General features: G+C 37.4%; 23 protein-coding genes. 17 read left to right on the top strand and 6 right to left on the bottom strand.

Going from position 1 to position 18691, the window contains the following annotated elements:
* Positions 1 to 54: 54 nt before the first annotated feature.
* Positions 55 to 285 (bottom strand): hypothetical protein, encoded by a 231-nt coding sequence (locus tag HNQ80_RS03665; protein ID WP_184308306.1) that lies wholly within the window; start codon positions 283 to 285, stop codon positions 55 to 57.
* A gap of 244 nt (positions 286 to 529) precedes the next feature.
* On the opposite strand from HNQ80_RS03665, the gene HNQ80_RS03660 reads away from it, so the two are divergent.
* The gene (locus tag HNQ80_RS03660) at positions 530 to 1192 is read left to right on the top strand and encodes a B3/B4 domain-containing protein (protein ID WP_184308304.1); all 663 of its coding nucleotides are present in this window, start codon (positions 530 to 532) and stop codon (positions 1190 to 1192) included.
* 201 nt (positions 1193 to 1393) lie between these two features.
* On the top strand, positions 1394 to 2086 hold the full coding sequence (locus tag HNQ80_RS03655) for a TIGR01906 family membrane protein (protein WP_184308302.1): 693 nt from the start codon (positions 1394 to 1396) through the stop codon (positions 2084 to 2086).
* Between the two features lie 58 nt (positions 2087 to 2144).
* On the opposite strand, the gene HNQ80_RS03650 is transcribed toward HNQ80_RS03655, so the two are convergent.
* Positions 2145 to 2363 (bottom strand): helix-turn-helix domain-containing protein, encoded by a 219-nt coding sequence (locus tag HNQ80_RS03650; protein ID WP_184308300.1) that lies wholly within the window; start codon positions 2361 to 2363, stop codon positions 2145 to 2147.
* Between the two features lie 336 nt (positions 2364 to 2699).
* Between HNQ80_RS03650 and HNQ80_RS03645 the strand changes: the two genes are divergently transcribed.
* The 4 genes from HNQ80_RS03645 (at position 2700) to HNQ80_RS03630 (ending at position 6510) form a co-directional block, all read left to right on the top strand.
* Positions 2700 to 3935 (top strand): MFS transporter, encoded by a 1236-nt coding sequence (locus tag HNQ80_RS03645; RefSeq protein WP_184308298.1) that lies wholly within the window; start codon positions 2700 to 2702, stop codon positions 3933 to 3935.
* 99 nt (positions 3936 to 4034) lie between these two features.
* Positions 4035 to 4502, top strand: a complete 468-nt coding sequence (locus HNQ80_RS03640; protein WP_184308296.1) for a YkvA family protein — start codon at positions 4035 to 4037, stop codon at positions 4500 to 4502.
* Between the two features lie 75 nt (positions 4503 to 4577).
* Positions 4578 to 5096, top strand: a complete 519-nt coding sequence (locus tag HNQ80_RS03635) for a peptidylprolyl isomerase (RefSeq protein WP_184308294.1) — start codon at positions 4578 to 4580, stop codon at positions 5094 to 5096.
* A 73-nt stretch (positions 5097 to 5169) separates the two neighbouring features.
* On the top strand, positions 5170 to 6510 hold the full coding sequence (locus HNQ80_RS03630; protein ID WP_184308292.1) for an MATE family efflux transporter: 1341 nt from the start codon (positions 5170 to 5172) through the stop codon (positions 6508 to 6510).
* Between the two features lie 36 nt (positions 6511 to 6546).
* Here HNQ80_RS03630 and HNQ80_RS03625 read toward each other — a convergent pair whose 3' ends face one another.
* Complete coding sequence (locus tag HNQ80_RS03625; RefSeq protein WP_184308290.1) at positions 6547 to 6915, bottom strand: NUDIX hydrolase; 369 nt, start codon at positions 6913 to 6915, stop codon at positions 6547 to 6549.
* Positions 6916 to 7026: 111 nt separating this feature from the next.
* Positions 7027 to 7956 (bottom strand): class II fructose-1,6-bisphosphate aldolase, encoded by a 930-nt coding sequence (gene fba, locus HNQ80_RS03620; RefSeq protein WP_184308288.1) that lies wholly within the window; start codon positions 7954 to 7956, stop codon positions 7027 to 7029.
* A 435-nt stretch (positions 7957 to 8391) separates the two neighbouring features.
* Here fba and pssA point away from each other — a divergent pair, with 435 nt between their 5' ends.
* The 3 genes from pssA to HNQ80_RS03605 all read left to right on the top strand — a co-directional run bounded on the left by pssA (position 8392) and on the right by HNQ80_RS03605 (position 11080).
* Positions 8392 to 8907 (top strand): CDP-diacylglycerol--serine O-phosphatidyltransferase, encoded by a 516-nt coding sequence (pssA, locus tag HNQ80_RS03615; RefSeq protein ID WP_184308286.1) that lies wholly within the window; start codon positions 8392 to 8394, stop codon positions 8905 to 8907.
* 82 nt (positions 8908 to 8989) lie between these two features.
* Complete coding sequence (locus tag HNQ80_RS03610; protein WP_184308284.1) at positions 8990 to 10348, top strand: RsmF rRNA methyltransferase first C-terminal domain-containing protein; 1359 nt, start codon at positions 8990 to 8992, stop codon at positions 10346 to 10348.
* A gap of 9 nt (positions 10349 to 10357) precedes the next feature.
* A complete protein-coding gene (locus tag HNQ80_RS03605) occupies positions 10358 to 11080 on the top strand; it encodes a pseudouridine synthase (protein WP_184308282.1) in 723 nt (240 codons plus the stop codon).
* Between the two features lie 26 nt (positions 11081 to 11106).
* On the opposite strand, the gene HNQ80_RS03600 is transcribed toward HNQ80_RS03605, so the two are convergent.
* Positions 11107 to 11814: a hypothetical protein gene (locus HNQ80_RS03600; RefSeq protein WP_184308281.1), complete on the bottom strand. Its 708-nt coding sequence runs from the start codon at positions 11812 to 11814 to the stop codon at positions 11107 to 11109.
* A 151-nt stretch (positions 11815 to 11965) separates the two neighbouring features.
* Here HNQ80_RS03600 and HNQ80_RS03595 point away from each other — a divergent pair, with 151 nt between their 5' ends.
* Together HNQ80_RS03595 and HNQ80_RS03590 are read left to right on the top strand one after the other, a co-directional pair.
* Entirely contained in the window at positions 11966 to 12262 is a 297-nt protein-coding gene (locus HNQ80_RS03595; protein ID WP_184308279.1) for a hypothetical protein, read from the top strand.
* A gap of 281 nt (positions 12263 to 12543) precedes the next feature.
* Positions 12544 to 13287 (top strand): epoxyqueuosine reductase, encoded by a 744-nt coding sequence (locus tag HNQ80_RS03590; protein WP_184308277.1) that lies wholly within the window; start codon positions 12544 to 12546, stop codon positions 13285 to 13287.
* A gap of 91 nt (positions 13288 to 13378) precedes the next feature.
* On the opposite strand, the gene HNQ80_RS03585 is transcribed toward HNQ80_RS03590, so the two are convergent.
* Entirely contained in the window at positions 13379 to 13897 is a 519-nt protein-coding gene (locus tag HNQ80_RS03585) for an MltG/YceG/YrrL family protein (RefSeq protein ID WP_184308275.1), read from the bottom strand.
* Positions 13898 to 14068: 171 nt separating this feature from the next.
* Here HNQ80_RS03585 and HNQ80_RS03580 point away from each other — a divergent pair, with 171 nt between their 5' ends.
* From HNQ80_RS03580 to HNQ80_RS03555, 6 genes are all read left to right on the top strand, one after another.
* A complete protein-coding gene (locus HNQ80_RS03580) occupies positions 14069 to 14587 on the top strand; it encodes a nucleotide triphosphate diphosphatase NUDT15 (RefSeq protein ID WP_243182963.1) in 519 nt (172 codons plus the stop codon).
* Positions 14584 to 15573 (top strand): RluA family pseudouridine synthase, encoded by a 990-nt coding sequence (locus tag HNQ80_RS03575; protein ID WP_184308271.1) that lies wholly within the window; start codon positions 14584 to 14586, stop codon positions 15571 to 15573. Before HNQ80_RS03580 ends, HNQ80_RS03575 begins: the two co-directional genes overlap by 4 nt.
* 69 nt (positions 15574 to 15642) lie before the next feature.
* A complete protein-coding gene (nudC, locus tag HNQ80_RS03570; RefSeq protein ID WP_184308269.1) occupies positions 15643 to 16446 on the top strand; it encodes an NAD(+) diphosphatase in 804 nt (267 codons plus the stop codon).
* A 151-nt stretch (positions 16447 to 16597) separates the two neighbouring features.
* On the top strand, positions 16598 to 17380 hold the full coding sequence (locus tag HNQ80_RS03565; RefSeq protein ID WP_184308267.1) for a hypothetical protein: 783 nt from the start codon (positions 16598 to 16600) through the stop codon (positions 17378 to 17380).
* Positions 17381 to 17448: 68 nt separating this feature from the next.
* Positions 17449 to 17979 carry a signal peptidase I gene (lepB, locus tag HNQ80_RS03560; protein WP_184308265.1) on the top strand — a complete coding sequence of 177 codons (531 nt, stop codon included), beginning with the start codon at positions 17449 to 17451 and terminating at the stop codon, positions 17977 to 17979.
* Positions 17980 to 18189: 210 nt separating this feature from the next.
* Positions 18190 to 18636: a zinc-ribbon domain-containing protein gene (locus HNQ80_RS03555; protein ID WP_184308263.1), complete on the top strand. Its 447-nt coding sequence runs from the start codon at positions 18190 to 18192 to the stop codon at positions 18634 to 18636.
* The last annotated feature ends 55 nt before the right edge of the window (positions 18637 to 18691 follow it).

Below are 18691 nucleotides of genomic sequence, written 5' to 3'. Positions count from 1 at the left end.
ATTTTGAAAAGTTATGTAATAGAATTGGGAAAACCCAATTCTATTTGAACATTATTATACTCTTCCGAAGCCAAAGAATGGTCCGCCGAATAGTACGATCAATAATAGGAAGAAGAAAAGCAAGCTGGAGTCATCGCCGAAGCCACCAAAGAATCCACCTGTGCCACAGCCAGTTCCCTTAAAACATCCACCAAACAATACTACGAGCAAAAGGAAGAAGAACAATAAATTTGTGTTATCACCAAGAAAACCGCATCCTGGTTTTACTGCCGCACTCTCACTCATAAAAAACAAACCTCCTCTATTGAATATGATGTCTGAGATATTTCTGTTCTATTATAAAGTATGCCTTATGATGAGTATTGGTTACCTATTTTATAGTGAAGCATGAGAAATATGCTTTTTTTATTTGAGATGCCTTGTTGGAACAAAAATATGTTATCATAGGGTATAACGATTGCATGGGGCATGGGAGGAAGGGAAATAATTAGGAAAGCAGAGAAACTGGAGTAAAGGAGAAAGTCACAATATGATGGAGATTCAAATCGGAGAGAAGTTAAGAAAACTATGGAAAACAATTCTTTTGGGATGTATAGAAGCAGATGTTGAAGTAGGCGATTCCCCAAAAGAGCTTTGGGATCAATTGAACAGTGCTTGTCAACGAATTGCTAATGAAATGAAAATGGAAGATATCGTGAAAATAAAAAATATTATGGATGGTAGAGCCGCCTATAGGAGACTAGGAAATGATCCTACCCGCTATAGATTATCTTCTGAAGCGTTGTTGAGACGTATTGTGAAGGAACGCGAGCTATATCAGATTAATAGTGTAGTGGATATCAACAATCTCATTTCTATTTCCTCTTGCAATCCGGTATGTGCTTATGATTTAAACAAACTCCAAGGGCCTATTTGCTTTACCGTAGGTGAAACGGGAGAAAGTTATGAAGGAATCGGAAGAGGAAATATTAATATTGAAAATCTTCCTGTATTCACTGATAGATATGGAGCGTTCGGAAGTACTACATCTGATTCAGAGCGGGCAATGGTAAGTATGGATACAACGAAGCTTTTGTTATGTATCGTTTCTTTTAATGAGGATGTCCATATGGACAAGCACTTGGAGATGGGGAAAGAATTATTAGAGAAATATGCAAGGGCTCATGGAATAGAGGTTTATAAGGTACGTTAGCATATCGCTGTAGGTTGGAAAAAAGGAATAAGACGATAGAAGGCATCTACAGAAAAGTAGATGTTTTCTTTATTTAAAAGGCTTATTGATGGGGAATTCATGATTTTGTTATAAATATTGTAAAATAATATAGTATAATAGTGTATGTAATCAAAATGAAAACAACAAAAGGCAGAACTTTTAAGAAATGGAGTAGGATATATGAAAAAAGAAAACAAAGGGCTTATACATATGATACGCTGGGGTATCACACTATTTCTACCACTAGTGATCTTATTAACCACTCTCCAGGTATTTGTTTTTGATAAAGATTTTTACCTAAAGGAATTCAGCAAATACGAAATTCCTAAGGTGACAGGGATGAGCATGGCGGATCTGGAAAGGGTTGCAGAAAAGATGATTCGATATCTAAAAGATGAGGATAAGGATCTGGTGATAGAGGGAACGGTAAAGGGTGAGCGTCGAGAGGTTTTTGGGGAACGAGAAAAACAGCATATGGTAGATGTAAAGAATCTGTTTCAAGGTGGATATTTTTTGAGAAATATAGGAATATTCTCAATAATTGCAGCAATCCTCTTGCTAAGTAGACTGGCGCATAGGGCTTCCACAGAAATTTATAAAGGTATATTCCATAGTAGTATCTTAACCTTTATGCTTATGGGTTTACTTTTGATCTTGATGCAGATTGATTTTTATAAATACTTCACATATTTCCACGAGATTTTCTTTGACAATGATCTATGGCTGCTAGATCCGAATAAGGAGGTTCTTATTCAAATGCTGCCGTTAGAGTTCTTTATTGATATAGCAACTAGGGTTGTCCTCTGGTTTGTAGGGATCATGATTGCTATGGGCGGAATCGCATACGTTAGATTAAGAAAAGCGACATATTAAATAAATCAGCCAAGATTATGATCTTGGCTGATTTTATTTCTATACATTTTATACAATTTTATAGAGCCATCGATGAATTTACCGGAATCCGTAAATCATCGATGAGTACATTTAGTGCATCTGCCAGCTTTTCAATGGTGGCAAAACTAGGATTTTGTTTGTCTCCCCTCTCCAATTCTTCAATATAGCTTTTAGACAAATTACTTCGCAGTGCCAAATCTAACGAGGTATATCCCTTCTCCTTGCGCAATTCTCTGATCTTTGTACCATTGATCATTCAGAATTCCTCCTTTAGATAAGTATTTTCCTAAGATGTCTTTTAGTAAGAAGATGACAAGACTCATACCAGTAAGAGGTATACTTTTATATATGCTGTATATCCAGATGCTATACTATTATTATAACATGGAAAAAAGAGAAATTATTTAGAAATTGTTAAATATTCTTAGGAATGAAGTACCAATTTTCACGAATAAAGTCATAAATTGACGAATAATAGGTGTGAAATTCTCTAAAATACCTTAGTCTGATTAAGAAAATTTAATATGATTGAAATATTCTATCCAATTCATTATGATGAATAAAGAGGGATATTTTGGGAGGCTAAATAAATATGGTCAAGTTGAAGAATCACTTAAAGCAGTATAGTAAAAATGGAAAACTATTTTTAGTCAATAGCTTCATATCCTTTTTTACCATGAGTGCTTTCAGCATTCTATTGGGTATATTTTTAAAAGAAAAGCAATACGGAGAAGCCTTTGTAGGGTCCATCATGTCTATTCAGATCATTGCCATGGGCATAGGATCTCTCCCCTCTGTGTTTATGCTGAATCATTGGGGTAGTAGGAGAAGTTTGATTCTATCTCTACTGTTGATTGCCATAGGTGGGGTTGGTCAAGTAGTTACGAACCATGAAATAATGATTATCATCTATTCCATTTTGTATGGAGTCGGATTTGGAATACAGTTTACCGTAGAGCCCTTATTTTTGACTGAGAACAGTTCTCCAGTAGAGCGGATGTCTTTATTCAGTCTAAATTTTGTCCTTAAAAATATCGCTATGATGATTGGAAATTTTTCTACAGGATATATTTCAGATTACTTAAAACAGCATATGAGCAGTGTAGAAGCAATAAGATGGATACTTGTGGGCTGTAGCTTCCTAACCTTAACTGGCATTTATGCTGTACTTAAAATGGAAGAAAGCACAATGAAAGAGAAACAGACTCACAACAGCTTTCTGGCAGGATATAGGGAAATGATGAATCTTCCCGTAGTTTTGTATCTTCTTTATAATGCGTTGATTGGACTAGGCGCAGGTATGGTCGTACCCTTTTTTAGTGTTTATTTAAAATATTCATTGCACGTTGATGACATGATGGTAGGAAGCATCTTATCCTTTGCCCAACTTGGAACGGTTCTTGGGGGAATGCTTATCTCAACTTTAGCGCGAAAGATAGGGAAACCTCAGTCCGTTGTATTATGTCAGATGCTTTCTATTCCATTTTTACTTTCTATTGCTTTTCCTCAGGGACTGATGATGGTAGCTGTTTCTTTTTTTATGCGATCATCTCTAATGAACATGGCCCAGCCTGTATTACAAAATCTTTCTATGGATTTGGTACAGAAGGAAAGTAGAGCGTCCTTCAGTAGTTTTCTGGCTCTTTCTAACAATATATTAAGAGGATCAGGTGTTTATTTAGGTGGCATTATTATGGAGCGATTTACGTATAATACACCGTACTATTTCACTGTATCCATGTACTTCATGGGAACCATACTATTTATGATGATTTTCATGAAAGATCAGCTATGGAAGGTTAAAAAACAATTTCAGAAGCAAAGCTAACCAACGCTAGTATGTTACTATCTAGGGTATAACTGAAATAGATTCTCACCATACTAACTGGGTAAGAACTTCCTTATTTAAAAAGAAGATGGTGAAGCCATGAAGGGTAAAGAAAGAAACGAGATATTGATAGTGATTAAGAGATTGCCGAAATATACCAAGTTGGTCTATCATTTGTACAAAGCATCTTTTGTGACGAGAAAACAAAAACTGCTTCTTTCCACGGCCATGGGCTATCTCATTTCTCCCATTGAATTGATACCAGGATTTATTCCCGTGATGGGACAGGTAGATGACTTGATCATTGTACTGACGATACTTAAAAGGGTATTGAAAGCTAATAAAAATGAGATGATCCAAGATTTATTGCTAAAGCAAGGGCTTACCCTGGAAAGCATTGATGAAGACATTCGCATCAGTATGGAGGTAGCCAAGGGGATGATGAGGAAGGCAGGTCGCTTTATGGGAAGGAGTCTCCTTTGGACAGGGAAGGCTAGCATTTCTTTTGGGAAGAAAGTGTTTGGCAGAAAATCCAAAAAAAATATGGAGATTGAAAAAGAATCTTAATCTGATATTGCATAAAAAGCCAAAATATAGTAAAAATGAATAGAGAGTAAAATACAGCAAGAGAGGATGATATGTATGAGCAATCCAATCGTAACGATTACAATGGAAAGTGGTAATGAAATAAAGGTAGAACTATATCCTGAGGTAGCACCAAATACGGTAAACAATTTCATATCATTGGTCAAGAAAGGCTTTTACAATGGTTTGATTTTTCACAGGGTAATTCCTGGTTTTATGATTCAAGGAGGTTGCCCTCAAGGAGCAGGTATAGGCGGTCCTGGATATAGTATTAAGGGTGAATTTAGCAGCAATGGATTTAAAAATGATTTAAAGCATACAAAAGGTGTAATCTCTATGGCAAGAGCTGCTCATCCTGACTCCGCAGGATCTCAATTCTTTATCATGCATGAGAATTCCCCGCATCTAGATGGACAGTATGCAGCCTTTGGCAAAGTCATTGAAGGAATAGACGAAGTAGATAAAATTGCAGGAACAAAAACAGATTTTAGGGATAGACCTGTTGAAGATCAAAAAATGGAGAAGGTTACTGTGGAGCTTTTCGATAAGGAGTTTGCAGAACCTGAGAAAAAATAGCTAGGAGAGTTCTCCTAGCTTTCCTAATCCTATAGGATATTTAGGAGATACGTGATTTATAGGGAGTGGTGGGATGGTTGTGAATACCTTAGAAATAAGAAATAATATATTTAAACTAGCTGGACCAGCAATATTAGAAATGACTTTACAAACCTTGGTTTGGACAGTGGATACTGCCATGATTGGCAGATTGGACCCAGCGTCCATCTCTGCTGTTGCCTTGGGTGCCCAGATGATGTTTATCACCATGGCAGTTTTTGGATCCATAGGGATAGGCGCCACCGCCATGGTGGCGAGAAACGTGGGAGCAGAAGATCTAAAAAGAGGAGAAAAAGTTGCTGCCCAAGCCCTTACCATAGCTATAGTGATTAGTATATTGCTTTCGACCCTAGGGATTTTATTTTCCAAAGAAATTTTTGCGTTTGTGGTCGATGATACCCAGCTTATTGCCTATGGAAGTATTTATTTAAGATATGTATTAATTGGTGGATTCTTTTTAATACCGTTAGGCGTGAGTAATGCCATATTAAGAGGGGCAGGAAATACAGTTGTACCCTTGAAAGCTGCTTTGTTTGCCAATATTTTTAATATCGTGGGTGATTATGTATTGATCTTTGGTAAATGGGGATTTCCGCAGCTCGGTGTAAAAGGTGCTGCCATTGCCACGGGTCTAGCTCAGATGCTGGGAGCATTCATATCATTATATTATCTATTCTCAGGAAGATGTGGTATCAAGGTATATGTGCGGGATTTATTTATTCTAGACAAGGAAATATTATCAAAGCTCTTTCGATTAAGTATACCCGCGGCATTCGAGATAACAATGAATGATGGCAGCAGATTGTTATCTTCTTTCTGGATCGCAAAGTTGGGGATTATCCATTTTGCTGCGAATGCGGTGGCTGTCGCTGCTGAATCTATTTCTTTTATGCCTGGATATGGCTTTGCCATAGCAGCGACTACCTTAATGGGGCAGCGCCTAGGAGCCCAGGAAGTGGATGTAGCTCATAAGAGCACCATGAAATCTGTACAATATGCTGTGATTCTGATGGGGATCGTAGCGATCTTATTTTTTGCTGTTCCTCGACCCATCATGGCTCTATTTACATCGGACCCTGAAACGCTGGACTTGGCGGCCCGGTGTATTCGCGTCGGAGCCTTAGAACAAATTCCTATTGCTATTGCTATGGTGATTTCCGGTGCTTTAAAGGGGGCTGGGGATACGAAGGGACCTTTCTATATTTCTTTGGCTACAAATTTGGGTGTCAGACTGCCGCTGATCTTTGCGATTGTATTCTTTTGGAAATTAAGTATTGTCTATGTCTGGATTGCAACAGCTCTTCAATTTACATTAGAGGCCGTGCTGATGATCCTTCGTTATAAAAGAGGAAAATGGAAGACCTTAGAGATTTGATAGAGAATAAATAAGCATCCACCTATAGGTGGATGCTTATTTATTCTCTAATAGTTGGATCGCTTTTTCAAAAATAGATACATCAGGAGATAGGGGAGCAGGCAGTTGATTGACAACAAACCATCCCACTTCATAACTTTCGAAACTGCATTGTAATTCGCCGGAAAGGTATTGGCAGGCATAGACGGTAATATGGGAATCTTCGTAGGTGAACTCATGAATTTGTTGTTCAACTCGACAAAGGATGCCTGTTTCTTCCCAAATCTCTCGGCAAACAGCTTCTTCCTTAGTTTCCCCAGGATCTACAAATCCGCCAGGAGGACCCCAAAGCTTTGGATACCATTTTCTATGAACAAGAAGCACTTGATGATTTTTCACAACAATTCCCATTGCTGCAATTTTCATTTTCGTTCCTCCTATGGTTGTAATAGCCAGGAAAAATCCTGGCTATGATCATTCTATATAACATCACATTCTTGAAATACATAAAACAAGAAGAAAGAAGGGTATTAAGTTCTATAGTCTATTGCTTGAACCTAATACATTACGGATCTTATGTTGTACCATATCCTTAATAGCAGTTCTCGCTGGGGCTAGATATTTTCTCGGATCAAATTCCTTTGGATTTTCTACAAGTAATTTTCGAATAGCCGCTGTCATGGCAAGTCTTAGGTCTGTATCGATGTTTACTTTACAAACACCGAGGGTAGCTGCTTGACGAATCATACTTTCTGGAACTCCTTGGGCACCTGGAATGTCTCCACCATATTTATTGCATAGCTCTACAAATTCAGGAAGAACTGTGGAGGCACCATGCAATACAAGAGGTGTATTGGGGATAAGATTTGCGATTTTTTCAAGACGAGCGAAATCTAATCGTGGCTCTCCTTTAAATTTATATGCTCCATGGCTAGTACCGATGGCTATGGCTAAAGAATCGACACCAGTTCTTTCTACGAACTCGGCTGCCTGATCTGGATCTGTAAATGTAGCATCTTTTTCACTTACTTTTACATCATCTTCTATGCCAGCTAGCTTACCTAATTCTGCTTCAACAACAACACCCCGAGCGTGGGCATATTCTACCACCTGCTTCGTAAGGGCAATATTTTCTTCAAATGGGTATTTAGAACCGTCAATCATAACGGAAGTGAAGCCGTCATCTATACACATTTTGCAAATTTCAAAATCTTCGCCATGATCAAGATGCAGAACAATGTCTAGGCCACTATCTTCCACGGCAGCTTCAACTAGTTTACGAAGATAGATTGGGCTCGCATATTTCCTTGCACCTGCAGAGACCTGTAGAATAAGAGGAGACTTTTCTTCCTTAGCAGCTTCAACGATACCTTGAATAATTTCCATATTATTCACATTGAATGCACCGATTGCGTATCCTCCAGCAGCAGCTTTTTTAAACATTTCAGTAGATGTAACTAATGGCATGGTAAAACCTCCTAACGTTGAATTCATTTCGTTTTTAACCGCTTGTATGTATAGCATTTTCAACTGTAATTATATAACAACAAGTTTAAAAAAACCATAAAAAATAAAATTGCTATAAAAAATAACTAGGAATTGACAAAAATTTAATGTAAAATAAGATATAGAAAAAACAAGAAGTATAGCTCGACCTAGAACTTAGCAAACTAAAATAAGCACAAAATTCAGGCCTATGTTTATGTCCATAAATGAATTTATAGTGTGTACAATAGTCTACTTAACTAGTTTTATACTTTTTTATTGGATTTTATTCCATAATAATGCTACTTATACGGACTTTTGTTGCATGAAAATATCTTGCTATTGCGTTACTGGGTGATTTTGGACAGAAACATAATACCAGCCATGGTGAGCCTATAAAGGCGGGGGTGATTCTTGATGAAGTATAAAAACCAAATTCCAAATATATTTACATTTTTAAATCTTTCCTTCGGGATACTTGCAATTATTGCTGTTTTTTATGATCAATATGGAACGTCTGCATGGTTAATTATTTGTGCTGGTTTGTTGGATCGTATGGATGGGCAACTGGCGAGGAAGTTAAATGCGGTAAGTGATTTTGGAAAGGAATTAGATTCTTTGTGTGATTTGATTTCCTTCGGTGTGGCACCTGCTATTCTGATGTGGCACTTGAATCTTATGGGAACTGGTGCATTAGGTATTGCGATTACGTTAATGTTTGCTCTATGTGGCGCTTTTCGATTGGCGAGGTATAACATATCTGAATTTGAAGGTGTCTATATGGGAATACCGATCACGATCTGTGGTGGTTTGGTAGCGTTGATGTCCTTGTATTCCACTCGTTATACAACAAGCTTGCCAATAGTGTTTGTTACAATGATTTTTCTTTCCTATGCGATGATAAGTAAAAGAATTAAATTGAGGAAGAGATAAATAAACCCACCGAATTGGTGGGTATATTTTTGTGTTCATACTGGAGATGCTAGTAAAAACAAGGAAGCAGAGGAGATATATCATGCAGCTACCGAAACGGTTTTTAGATAGGATGAAGTCTTTGCTAGGGGATGAATTTGAAGACTTTATTCATTCTTATGATAGATCAAAACATCAAGGGTTAAGGGTAAATACATTGAAAATATCCGTCGAGGAATTTTTAAGAATATCTCCTTTTAAGTTAAAGCCCATTCCTTGGACAAAGGATGGTTTTTATTATGAGGAAGGAGAGCGACCAGCAAAGCATCCTTACTATCATAGTGGATTATATTATATACAAGAGCCCAGTGCCATGGCACCAGCTTCTGTATTAGATGTTCTACCAGGAGATAAGGTGTTAGATCTGTGTGCTGCACCTGGAGGTAAGACAATACAGCTGGCAGCAAAGCTCAGCGAAGAAGGAATCATTGTTACTAATGATATCAATTTACAGCGTGTAAAGGCTCTGATCAAGAATATAGAATTATTTGGTATCAAAAATGCGATCGTAACCAATGAAACACCAGAGAAACTAAAAAAGTATTTCTCAAGCTACTTTGATAAAATTCTAATTGATGCGCCTTGCTCTGGAGAAGGAATGTTTCGTAAAGATGAGAAAATGATCAAAAGCTGGGAGCGGCAGGGAATTGAACCTTATGTGGCCATGCAACGGGCTATTATGGATTGTGTGGATGGCATGCTGAAGGAAGATGGAGAATTGCTGTATTCAACCTGCACCTTTTCTCCAGAAGAAAATGAGGGAATCATTGAGGAATTTACTGCAAAACATAGGGACTATATGATTCTGCCAATACCCAAAGCATTAGGCTTTGATGAGGGCAGGCCTCAGTGGATCGCAGGTAAGGAAGCTTTAAAAGATAATGCTAGACTATGGCCCCACAAGATAGATGGTGAGGGACATTTTTTAGCATGGCTGAAAAAAGAATGTGATGTGCCAATGGAGATACATGTCGGTCATCCTGCTGAAATGAAGGCGCCAAAGGTATTTTCCAATTTTATGGAAGAGAACTTAAATATTCAGATTGAGGGTAGTTTTGAAATACATAATGAGCAGTTATACCTATTGCCAGAAGGGTTACCACCATTAAAGGGGTTGAAAATTCTAAGATCTGGATGGTTGTTGGGAACGATAAAGAAGGATAGGTTCGAACCGAGTCAAGCTATGGCCATGGCTTTATCCTATAGGGATTCGAAAAGGGTTGTGAATTTTCATGGAAAGGACCCGATGATTATTAAATATCTCAAAGGAGAAACTTTGGATATCGAGGGAGCAAAGGGTTGGACCCTTGTATGTGTAGATCACTTTCCTGTGGGATGGGCAAAGCAGACGGGAACCATGTTGAAAAACTATTATCCACCTGCCTGGAGATGGATAGATTAGGAGGTTTATATGGCGAAAACTCAGAGATTGGATAAAATCCTCAGTAATATGGGATATGGAACTAGAAAAGAAATAAAGATATTTATAAAAAAAAATAATGTCAAGGTCAATGGTGTAGGCGTAAAAGATGGAAGTTTTCATGTCAGTCCCCATGAAGATATGATTGAGATTAACGGGGAGCGGCTTGACTATCGAGATACGGTCTACCTCATGATGAATAAGCCGCAGGGGGTTATTTCTGCGAGCTTTGACCCAAAGGTAGAAACGGTGGTGGATCTGCTAGATGAAGGCTATCGAATATTTGAACTGTTTCCTGTGGGTAGGCTGGATAAAGATACCGAGGGTTTACTCATATTAACAAACGATGGAAAGCTTGCCCATGAATTGCTGGCACCCAAAAAACATGTTCCTAAAACATACTTTGCAGTGGTTGATGGGAAGGTTACCAACCAAGACCAAGAAAGTTTTCAAAAGGGTGTAACTTTGGATGATGGATATGTAACCCAGCCAGCAGAACTTATCTTATTGAAAAGCGATGACATTTCCGAGATCGAACTAACCATTTATGAAGGAAAGTTTCATCAAGTAAAGAGAATGTTCGAAGCTGTAGGAAAAAAAGTTACTTATTTAAAGCGGATTGCCATGGGAAGCCTAAAGCTTGATTCTAATCTTGATTTGGGAGAATATCGGGAGCTGACAGAAGAAGAAATGCAAATACTTATGAATAGATAGAGGTGAAACCAAGGTTTCACCTCTATCTATTCGGTGGGGGCATCTTCATCTTCGCTGTTTTTATTTGTATCAAACATAGACATGAGCTTCATCATCTGAGCCATTTTTTTGAACTGATCGATATTTTTTGCTTGCTCTTCTGGCAGCATTGGTCGGATGGCTTCAATCATCGCATCGATTTGCATTGAAGAATCGCCACCATTGTCGGTTTTCATTTGTCGCTGGATGTCTAATACCTTCTTTACATCCTTAAACTTATCCATCATGGACATCATATTGGTAAAGTTGTGGATTTGGGCTTTGCTTTCACTACTTATGTTATCCCCCAGGAGTCCAACGATCTCATTAACGACTTCTTTATTAAATTTACCCGAGGAGCTTTTAGCCTTTGACAGGGTTTTGCTTAGATCCTGAATGGAAGAAACCTTCTTTACGCCCTCCAATAACTTAGTTAGCCGTTCGATTGAATTTGAGTCAATACTTGTAGTTGGAGCAGGAATAGGTTTTAATGAGATCAGCTTTCTGTCAAAACTCTGGGTAGATAATTTTGGTCTAGACAGTATGAAAGGATTTTTATCTTTCAAAAGAAATAGTAGTGCAAATGGAATAAGTACAAAAATTAGTTTCTTATTGTTATCTGAGGTGAGCTGTGCGATACCAAGCTCTTCAAATGATTGTAAGATCTCATTAGACTGCGGAGCTTCGTTATTATTTGAGGAAATTAACTCATTCATAGTTTGCCTCCTAACATAAAAATGCACCTTTATTCTATACTATGCACGCCCTCCATTATTGTTACAATATTCTAGGAGAATTCTATGTGATAAATGGCAAAAACAATACATACATATAAATGAACGCCAAATCATACTTGGAGGTGCTATGATGGGAAGCATAGATAAGAGGAGGTTACAAGGACTGATGCGGATGATGGGTGGCATGAACATCAATCCACAACAGTTGAAAATGTTTGAAGAAATGTCTAATAAGTATGGAGATAAAAGTGAGGAAGAGATTATTCAAGAACTTAATCAATTAAATAAAACGTTGGGTAAAGATAAGGAAAAATATTTGAAGCAAATGGAAGCTTTGGCTCAAATGAAAGATTTCCTTGGTGAAGAACAGCAAAAGAAATTAGATCGGATCATAGAATCTTTGAATAAAACGGAATGCCAGGAATAGACGTCATAGATAGGATATATAGTGAACTGTAGAAATATGATTCACTATATATCTTTTTTATAGTATAAAAAAGCAGGGGTGCAAGGGAAGTATTCCCATGCCGCAGTCAGAGGGGTGCTCAGGCTGCTTAGCAGCCGTCGAAGGGGAACTAGGTTCCCCTAGCGAAGCACACGTAGTGTACCTTTTTTATATTTGCATTAAGAAAACGGAAGGCCTCTTTTGAGAATAATTTTTTGTATTTATAGATCTTTTTTGTTATGATTCTTGTAGGGGGGATTGAAATGGAAAATATGAAAGAATATATAGAAGGATGTATAAAGGATTTGGTTAAAAACACCAGTGGAAAGACAAAGTATAGAGAACCAATTATCGGTTTTGCAGATCCGATAGATCTTGAGTTTAGCAGAATAAAGAGCTTTACCCATGAAAAGCATCTGTTGCCTCAAGATTTAATGTCTGAGGTGAAAACCGTTGTTTCTTTCTTTATACCTTTTACAAAGGAATTGGTTATGGGGAATAAAGGGGACCCGTATGTTTCAAAGGATTGGGTGGAAGCGTACATTGAGACAAATCAACTGATTCGTGAAATTTACAACCATTTAGAACATCAACTTAAGATGTATAAGATAAAGGTGGCTTGGGAGATTCCACAACCTAGTTTTGATGAAGAGAAACTAATGTCTATGTGGTCTCAACGGCACGTCGCCTATATCGCAGGAATTGGAACCTTTGGTATCAACAATCTGCTAATAACCGAAAAAGGTTGTGCTGGTCGTTATGGAAGCTTTGTGATTGATTACCTAATTGAACCCACCAAACGGGTAAACCGGGAAAGATGCCTCTTTAAATATAATGGAAGCTGTGGGCAATGCATAGCATTATGTCCTGTCGGTGCCTTATCCGAATCAGGCTTTGACAGATATAAATGTAATGAAAGAGTATGGGAAGTAGATGCATACTATAAGGAACTAGATACATGTGATGCTTGTGGAAAGTGCTCGTTAGGACCTTGTGCCATATGGTAGACTGAGATCAATAGAACCAAGAATGTGAACAAAAAAGGCTAGGAAACTCCTAGCCTATCATTATGAGCCTATTGATTTATAAAAGATACTTTTAAGAAGGTTTCTTCGTACCTGTAATGATATAGATCACATCGTCAAGGGAGGATCCGGACGGTACTGAAAACTGACCAGATTTTAATTTTGCTTCTAATTTTAACTCCTGTATCCGAGCAATAAATTTTGCAGTGTTGTCAATCAGTCCCTTTTGCTTTAAAATATTAGCGATACCGCTGCCTGGTGTACCGCTGGGGATGTCTACTTGTATGGCGGTAGGTTGAGGCGCTACAGTTGTGACGACAGTTTCCAAATCTGATGGAGTCTGTGATTCAGATGACGGCGTGTTTTGGCTGGCGTCTGGAGCCACTTTGGAAGAAGGTTCTTTCAATGGCTTTTCATCAGATGAAGATGGCTCTTGTTCAGCAACAGTAGGTCCGTTGGTAAGTTTATCGGTTGAAAAAGCCAAGGAATCAGAAACTTTCCAAGTAATTACCGTAGACATAATCAAAATAATAGCAAAAGCAAGAAGTACATCACTGGCTTCGTATAACAAATCTTTGAATTTTTCAAACATCTTGCATCCTCCTCTTAAGTAGCGCAGAAACTTATATATTAAGGATAACATAATCCTAAGGCTGGTTTCAACATCAATCAAAAATATATCGATGCGGGCCCACGGGATAAAGTGAATATTGGATGGTTAGGATATGGTAGGAGTATTTTATGGATAGGGAGGCGTGGAATGATGACGCAAGAACAGAAGTACCAGTATTGTCCTAAATGTGGAGGAAAACTATGTGTAAATCTCATTCATGATCGTCAACGATTGAGATGCCAAGAATGCAGTTTTATCTTGTATGAGAATCCTATAGTTGGAGTGGCTGCAATTCTTCTTAAAAATAAAAAAATATTATTGGGGAAAAGAAATACTAGCTATAAGAATTTATGGTGTATACCCTGTGGCTATGTGGAATATGATGAAGACGTTTATGATGCGGCTGTGAGAGAGTTTAAAGAAGAGACTGGGCTAGATATTACCATTGAAAGGGTGTACACCGTGCAATCCAACTTTCATAATCCAGAGAGACATACGGTAGGCATCTGGTTTTTAGCCCATGAAAGCGGAGGAAAGTTGGAAGCCTCTGATGATTTAGATCAAGTTGATTATTTTGATTTGGATAATATGCCACCATTGGCATTTCCAACGGATGAGATCGTCATAGAGATGTTGAGAAAAGATATAGAGGGAGAGAAAATGGCATGAGAGAACTAAGTGTAGGAAGAAATGAAGGGAATCAACGTATTGATAAGTTTTTAAGGAAATATTTGCCCAAAGCCTCCCTGGGGTTTATCTATAAAATGATTCGAAAGAAGAATATTAAGGTCAATGGTGGCAAGATTGACAATGATTACATATTGAAGGATGGCGACATGATTCAGCTATACCTTAGCGAGGAGACGATTGAAGGATTTTATGAAAAAAAAGAAGTGAAAACCGTCAGAATGTCTTTTAAAGTCGTATATGAAGACGAAAATATACTCCTTGTAAACAAGCCCTTTGGATTATTAGTTCATGGAGACAGCAGAGAAAAAAAGAATACATTAATCAATCAAGTGATGAGCTATCTCCATGCCAAGGGAGAATATGACCCTCGAGATGAAAAAACTTTTGTACCTGCCAGTGTAAATCGTCTGGACCGAAACACCAGCGGCATTGTCATTTTCGCAAAGAATTACGAAACCGTTCAAAACTTGAATAGAATGATTCGAGAGAAAGAGTATATTAGAAAATACTATGTAACCATTGTAAAGGGGAATGTCAAGAAAGGACAAGAATTAAAGGGATATCTGACCAAGGACGAAGTCCGAAACCGTGTTCAGCTTGCGGACAGAGAGGATGAGGATGCAAAAGAGATTCATACCATTTATAGACCATTGAAGAGCACCGAAACGTTTAGCCTCTTAGAGGTGGAGATCATCACTGGGAGGACTCATCAGATCAGGCTTCATCTTTCCAGTATTGGACATCCTATCATTGGAGATTCCAAATATGGCAATACTAGCATTAATCAATTGATGAAGAAAAACTTTGGACTAGAAACCCAGTTTTTGCATGCTTATAAAATATATTTTGAAAAATGTTTAGGCAATCTGACCTATCTAGAAGGAAAGAGCTTTGAAACACAGCTTCCTAAAAGGTTGAAGGATATTGAAGACAAGCTAATCAATGATTTAGCAAGAACAAATTGATGCAGTTAATTAGATGATCATGATAAAATTGAAGATGGATATAGATCTTTATGAAAGAGGGGGACATCAATGAATGTTTTTTCCAAACCTGAAATTAATACTAACTCTTTATGGTTTGTTTTTCATAACGATAGATTGCTTATAAAAGTGGGAAATGAAGGGTGGGAAATTCCTACACAAAAGGATTTGATGGTTTTAGAGCGTAGACCTGAGAAGTATCACTTTCTTGGGAAAATCAAGGAAGCTAATTGTTTTTCTGCTGAATTAAGTACAGATGAAGTCCAGGGAGAACATATGATTTTTGTTGGTTTGAGAGAACTGTTTGGAAAAATAGACGAAGCATTGTTCTGGCTAGCAGGGAAAGCTATTCAGATTGTGAATTGGGATAAAACCTATCAGTTTTGTGGGCAGTGTGGAAGTCCAACGGTTACAAAGGACAATGAATTTGCAAAACTCTGTCCTGTCTGTGGTCTTACGAATTATCCACGAATTTCTCCAGCCATCATCGTGGCGGTAGTAAAAGATGATCAGATTTTATTAGCCCAAAGCCGCCGTTTTACTTCAAAATTTTATAGTGTTCTTGCTGGATTTGTAGAGCCAGGGGAAACGCTGGAGGAATGTGTGAAGCGGGAAGTAAAGGAAGAATCAGGCATTGAAGTAAAAAATATTTCCTATTTTGGGAGTCAGCCCTGGCCTTTTCCAAATTCTCTTATGGTCGCCTTTACAGCGGACTATGCTGGTGGAGAGATAAAGGCAGATGAGGAAGAGCTTGTTGATGCGAAATGGTTTTCTGCAAAGGATCTTCCACAGATACCTGGTAGTATCAGTATTGCAAGAAAGTTAATCGATTGGTTTATTGAAACTCACCAATAGAGCTGCAGCCTTCGGGATTCTCGAAGGCTATAATTTTATATAAAATATATTATAATGATGATATACTTGGTATACTATGAAAAAAATCATCAGTAAAAATAGACAAAATTACATTGGGAACAGTGGATAGGGAAGGGAATGCTGATATAATATGAATGAGGAACAAAGAATAACATTGGCTTATTGTTTAAGTCGATATGATTATTCGGGAGCTTATGATCTACTGAAGGATAGAGATGATGTCTTTCAAGGTATCGTAAGCATTTTGGATGGTTGTAGATATGCAAGCAATTTCGATTTTACGACAGCGTTTGAGGTGGTTCGATTTTTAAGTAAAGAGAGAAATATAGACATATCTATGAAAAAGTGGATAAATGAAATGGAAAACTTAGCCCGCGGTGTCCCTGAGGCAATTTTTTCTGAGCTTTTAGAAAATACGAGGATTCAATTGCACAATGAGCGATATATAGATTTTGTGAGCAGGATATACCGTCTGAAAGAAGCTATTCTAAAATATATTTTTATCCGTTATCATATGGAAAAGAGTAAAATTACATTTTCATCAGAGGTTTTGTCAAAACAATCTATATTGAAAATACTAAGAAAAAAATACAAGGTTTTTAATCCTAATTTAAGCTATGCCATTACAGCTTATCTTCAAAAGTATCAAGGGCATGATTGGCGATGTAATGAATTAATCCATATCCTAAATAGCGATAAGATGAATGCCCTTATGGATCTTAGAAACGCTTCTGTTGCAGGCCATGGCTTTAGAGGGATAAATCGAAGGGATATTAGCATGATTTATGGCAGTATCGACCAAATCATTGAAGATTTTATCAAAATATTATCTGGAATAGATGTTCATGTACAACGAAAAAAATATGATCGATTGAATCATTATATTTTGGAAGTCATACCCTCGAATAATTAGGAATTGTTGTACAGAAAGATAAGTGATAAAATAAAAGATAGTGAGCTTGTATAAAGGAGGGGTAACGTATGAGGAAAGAGATAATGGAGTGGCTTAAAACCATTGCCATTGCAGTAGCGATTGCATTAGTGATTACAAATTTTATCGCAAGACCAACCCTGGTAAAAGGATATTCCATGTATCCTACCTTGGATCAGTACGACTATTTGATCATTAATAAGATTCCATACATGATTCATGAACCAGAGCGAGGAGATATTGTCGTATTTAAGTCCCATTTAAAAACCTTGGAAGGAAAAGAAAAGGATTTAATTAAAAGAATCATTGGTATCCCTGGTGACCATATTCAGGTAACCGGAGGGAAAGTTTTTGTGAATGAGAAAGAATTGGTGGAACCATATATTAATGGTGATTATACGCCTGGAGAAGTGGATGCTGTCGTCCCAGAAGGGATGCTTTTCGTAATGGGAGATAATCGAGAAAATAGTTTGGATAGCAGGGATGAAAGAGTGGGTCCAGTTGAAAAGGAAACCCTAATGGGAAAAGCATTTGTTCGCTTATATCCCTTTAACAAAATTGGTCTAATGGATGATAAATAAACTCAAGCTTTGGCTTGGGTTTTTTTATATACAAGAAAGTGTACTTTCTTGTACTATAAAAAGCAGGGGTGCCCAGGCCGTTATTCACAGAGAAAAGTTAAATGCAATAATTATACATCTATTTTAAAGGAAATTGGAAAAGTATATCGAAATAAGTAGAAGAAATAGTAGTTTAAGGATTTTTATTTTTCAGTAAGAGGAGATACCGTCATGGAAAATAGGGATGTGATCATTGTAAATGATTCAAAATTTGAAACGAGAATACTGAAGGATATATTGTTCAAACTGGGGATGAACCCTTTGATTTCAGATGAATACATGATTCTAAGAGATATAAAGCATCATAGACCCTTTATGGTTATTGTTAATTATATTTTGGAGGATTCCACTGGAGATCGAATTATCGAAGAAATCAAAAGAAAAGCCCCAAAGACCGTATGTATTCTGTCATCAAGCAATTTACTCTTGATGAAGGATTTTTCCAGCAGTCCCATCGATCAAATCATGAAAACACCCATTACCATTGACAAAATGAAAGAGATTTTAAAAGGCTATCTTCCTAAGAAGAACAATCAATGCATCAAGTGTGGAAAAATTATTCAAGATGATTTTAATATATGCCCTTATTGTGGAACGCAATTAAAAATTAGAGCGTAAACCGTTTTTGCTGATTATTTTTTCATATATTGCGCAAGCTAATAAATGAAAAAAT

Origin of the sequence: Anaerosolibacter carboniphilus (assembly GCF_014205875.1) — a bacterium.
In the GTDB taxonomy this organism is placed as follows: Bacteria; Bacillota; Clostridia; order Peptostreptococcales; family Thermotaleaceae; genus Anaerosolibacter; species Anaerosolibacter carboniphilus.
Note: the sequence above shows the minus strand (reverse complement) of the source record. Positions and strands in the feature narration are given on the sequence as shown.

Excerpts from the sequence above, each read along its gene's own strand:
- HNQ80_RS03625 (WP_184308290.1), bottom strand. The coding sequence starts at position 6,915 with ATGAAAATTGCAGCAATGGGAATTGTTGTGAAAAATCATCAAGTGCTT.
- HNQ80_RS03565 (WP_184308267.1), top strand. The coding sequence starts at position 16,598 with ATGAATGAGGAACAAAGAATAACATTGGCTTATTGTTTAAGTCGATAT.
- HNQ80_RS03645 (WP_184308298.1), top strand. The coding sequence starts at position 2,700 with ATGGTCAAGTTGAAGAATCACTTAAAGCAGTATAGTAAAAATGGAAAA.
- HNQ80_RS03640 (WP_184308296.1), top strand. The coding sequence starts at position 4,035 with ATGAAGGGTAAAGAAAGAAACGAGATATTGATAGTGATTAAGAGATTG.
- HNQ80_RS03575 (WP_184308271.1), top strand. The coding sequence starts at position 14,584 with ATGAGAGAACTAAGTGTAGGAAGAAATGAAGGGAATCAACGTATTGAT.
- HNQ80_RS03610 (WP_184308284.1), top strand. The coding sequence starts at position 8,990 with ATGCAGCTACCGAAACGGTTTTTAGATAGGATGAAGTCTTTGCTAGGG.
- nudC (WP_184308269.1), top strand. The coding sequence starts at position 15,643 with ATGAATGTTTTTTCCAAACCTGAAATTAATACTAACTCTTTATGGTTT.
- pssA (WP_184308286.1), top strand. The coding sequence starts at position 8,392 with ATGAAGTATAAAAACCAAATTCCAAATATATTTACATTTTTAAATCTT.
- lepB (WP_184308265.1), top strand. The coding sequence starts at position 17,449 with ATGAGGAAAGAGATAATGGAGTGGCTTAAAACCATTGCCATTGCAGTA.
- fba (WP_184308288.1), bottom strand. The coding sequence starts at position 7,956 with ATGCCATTAGTTACATCTACTGAAATGTTTAAAAAAGCTGCTGCTGGA.
- HNQ80_RS03630 (WP_184308292.1), top strand. The coding sequence starts at position 5,170 with ATGGTTGTGAATACCTTAGAAATAAGAAATAATATATTTAAACTAGCT.
- HNQ80_RS03655 (WP_184308302.1), top strand. The coding sequence starts at position 1,394 with ATGAAAAAAGAAAACAAAGGGCTTATACATATGATACGCTGGGGTATC.
- HNQ80_RS03635 (WP_184308294.1), top strand. The coding sequence starts at position 4,578 with ATGAGCAATCCAATCGTAACGATTACAATGGAAAGTGGTAATGAAATA.
- HNQ80_RS03580 (WP_243182963.1), top strand. The coding sequence starts at position 14,069 with ATGACGCAAGAACAGAAGTACCAGTATTGTCCTAAATGTGGAGGAAAA.
- HNQ80_RS03650 (WP_184308300.1), bottom strand. The coding sequence starts at position 2,363 with ATGATCAATGGTACAAAGATCAGAGAATTGCGCAAGGAGAAGGGATAT.
- HNQ80_RS03600 (WP_184308281.1), bottom strand. The coding sequence starts at position 11,814 with ATGAATGAGTTAATTTCCTCAAATAATAACGAAGCTCCGCAGTCTAAT.
- HNQ80_RS03665 (WP_184308306.1), bottom strand. The coding sequence starts at position 285 with ATGAGTGAGAGTGCGGCAGTAAAACCAGGATGCGGTTTTCTTGGTGAT.
- HNQ80_RS03660 (WP_184308304.1), top strand. The coding sequence starts at position 530 with ATGATGGAGATTCAAATCGGAGAGAAGTTAAGAAAACTATGGAAAACA.
- HNQ80_RS03555 (WP_184308263.1), top strand. The coding sequence starts at position 18,190 with ATGGAAAATAGGGATGTGATCATTGTAAATGATTCAAAATTTGAAACG.
- HNQ80_RS03605 (WP_184308282.1), top strand. The coding sequence starts at position 10,358 with ATGGCGAAAACTCAGAGATTGGATAAAATCCTCAGTAATATGGGATAT.
- HNQ80_RS03585 (WP_184308275.1), bottom strand. The coding sequence starts at position 13,897 with ATGTTTGAAAAATTCAAAGATTTGTTATACGAAGCCAGTGATGTACTT.
- HNQ80_RS03595 (WP_184308279.1), top strand. The coding sequence starts at position 11,966 with ATGGGAAGCATAGATAAGAGGAGGTTACAAGGACTGATGCGGATGATG.
- HNQ80_RS03590 (WP_184308277.1), top strand. The coding sequence starts at position 12,544 with ATGGAAAATATGAAAGAATATATAGAAGGATGTATAAAGGATTTGGTT.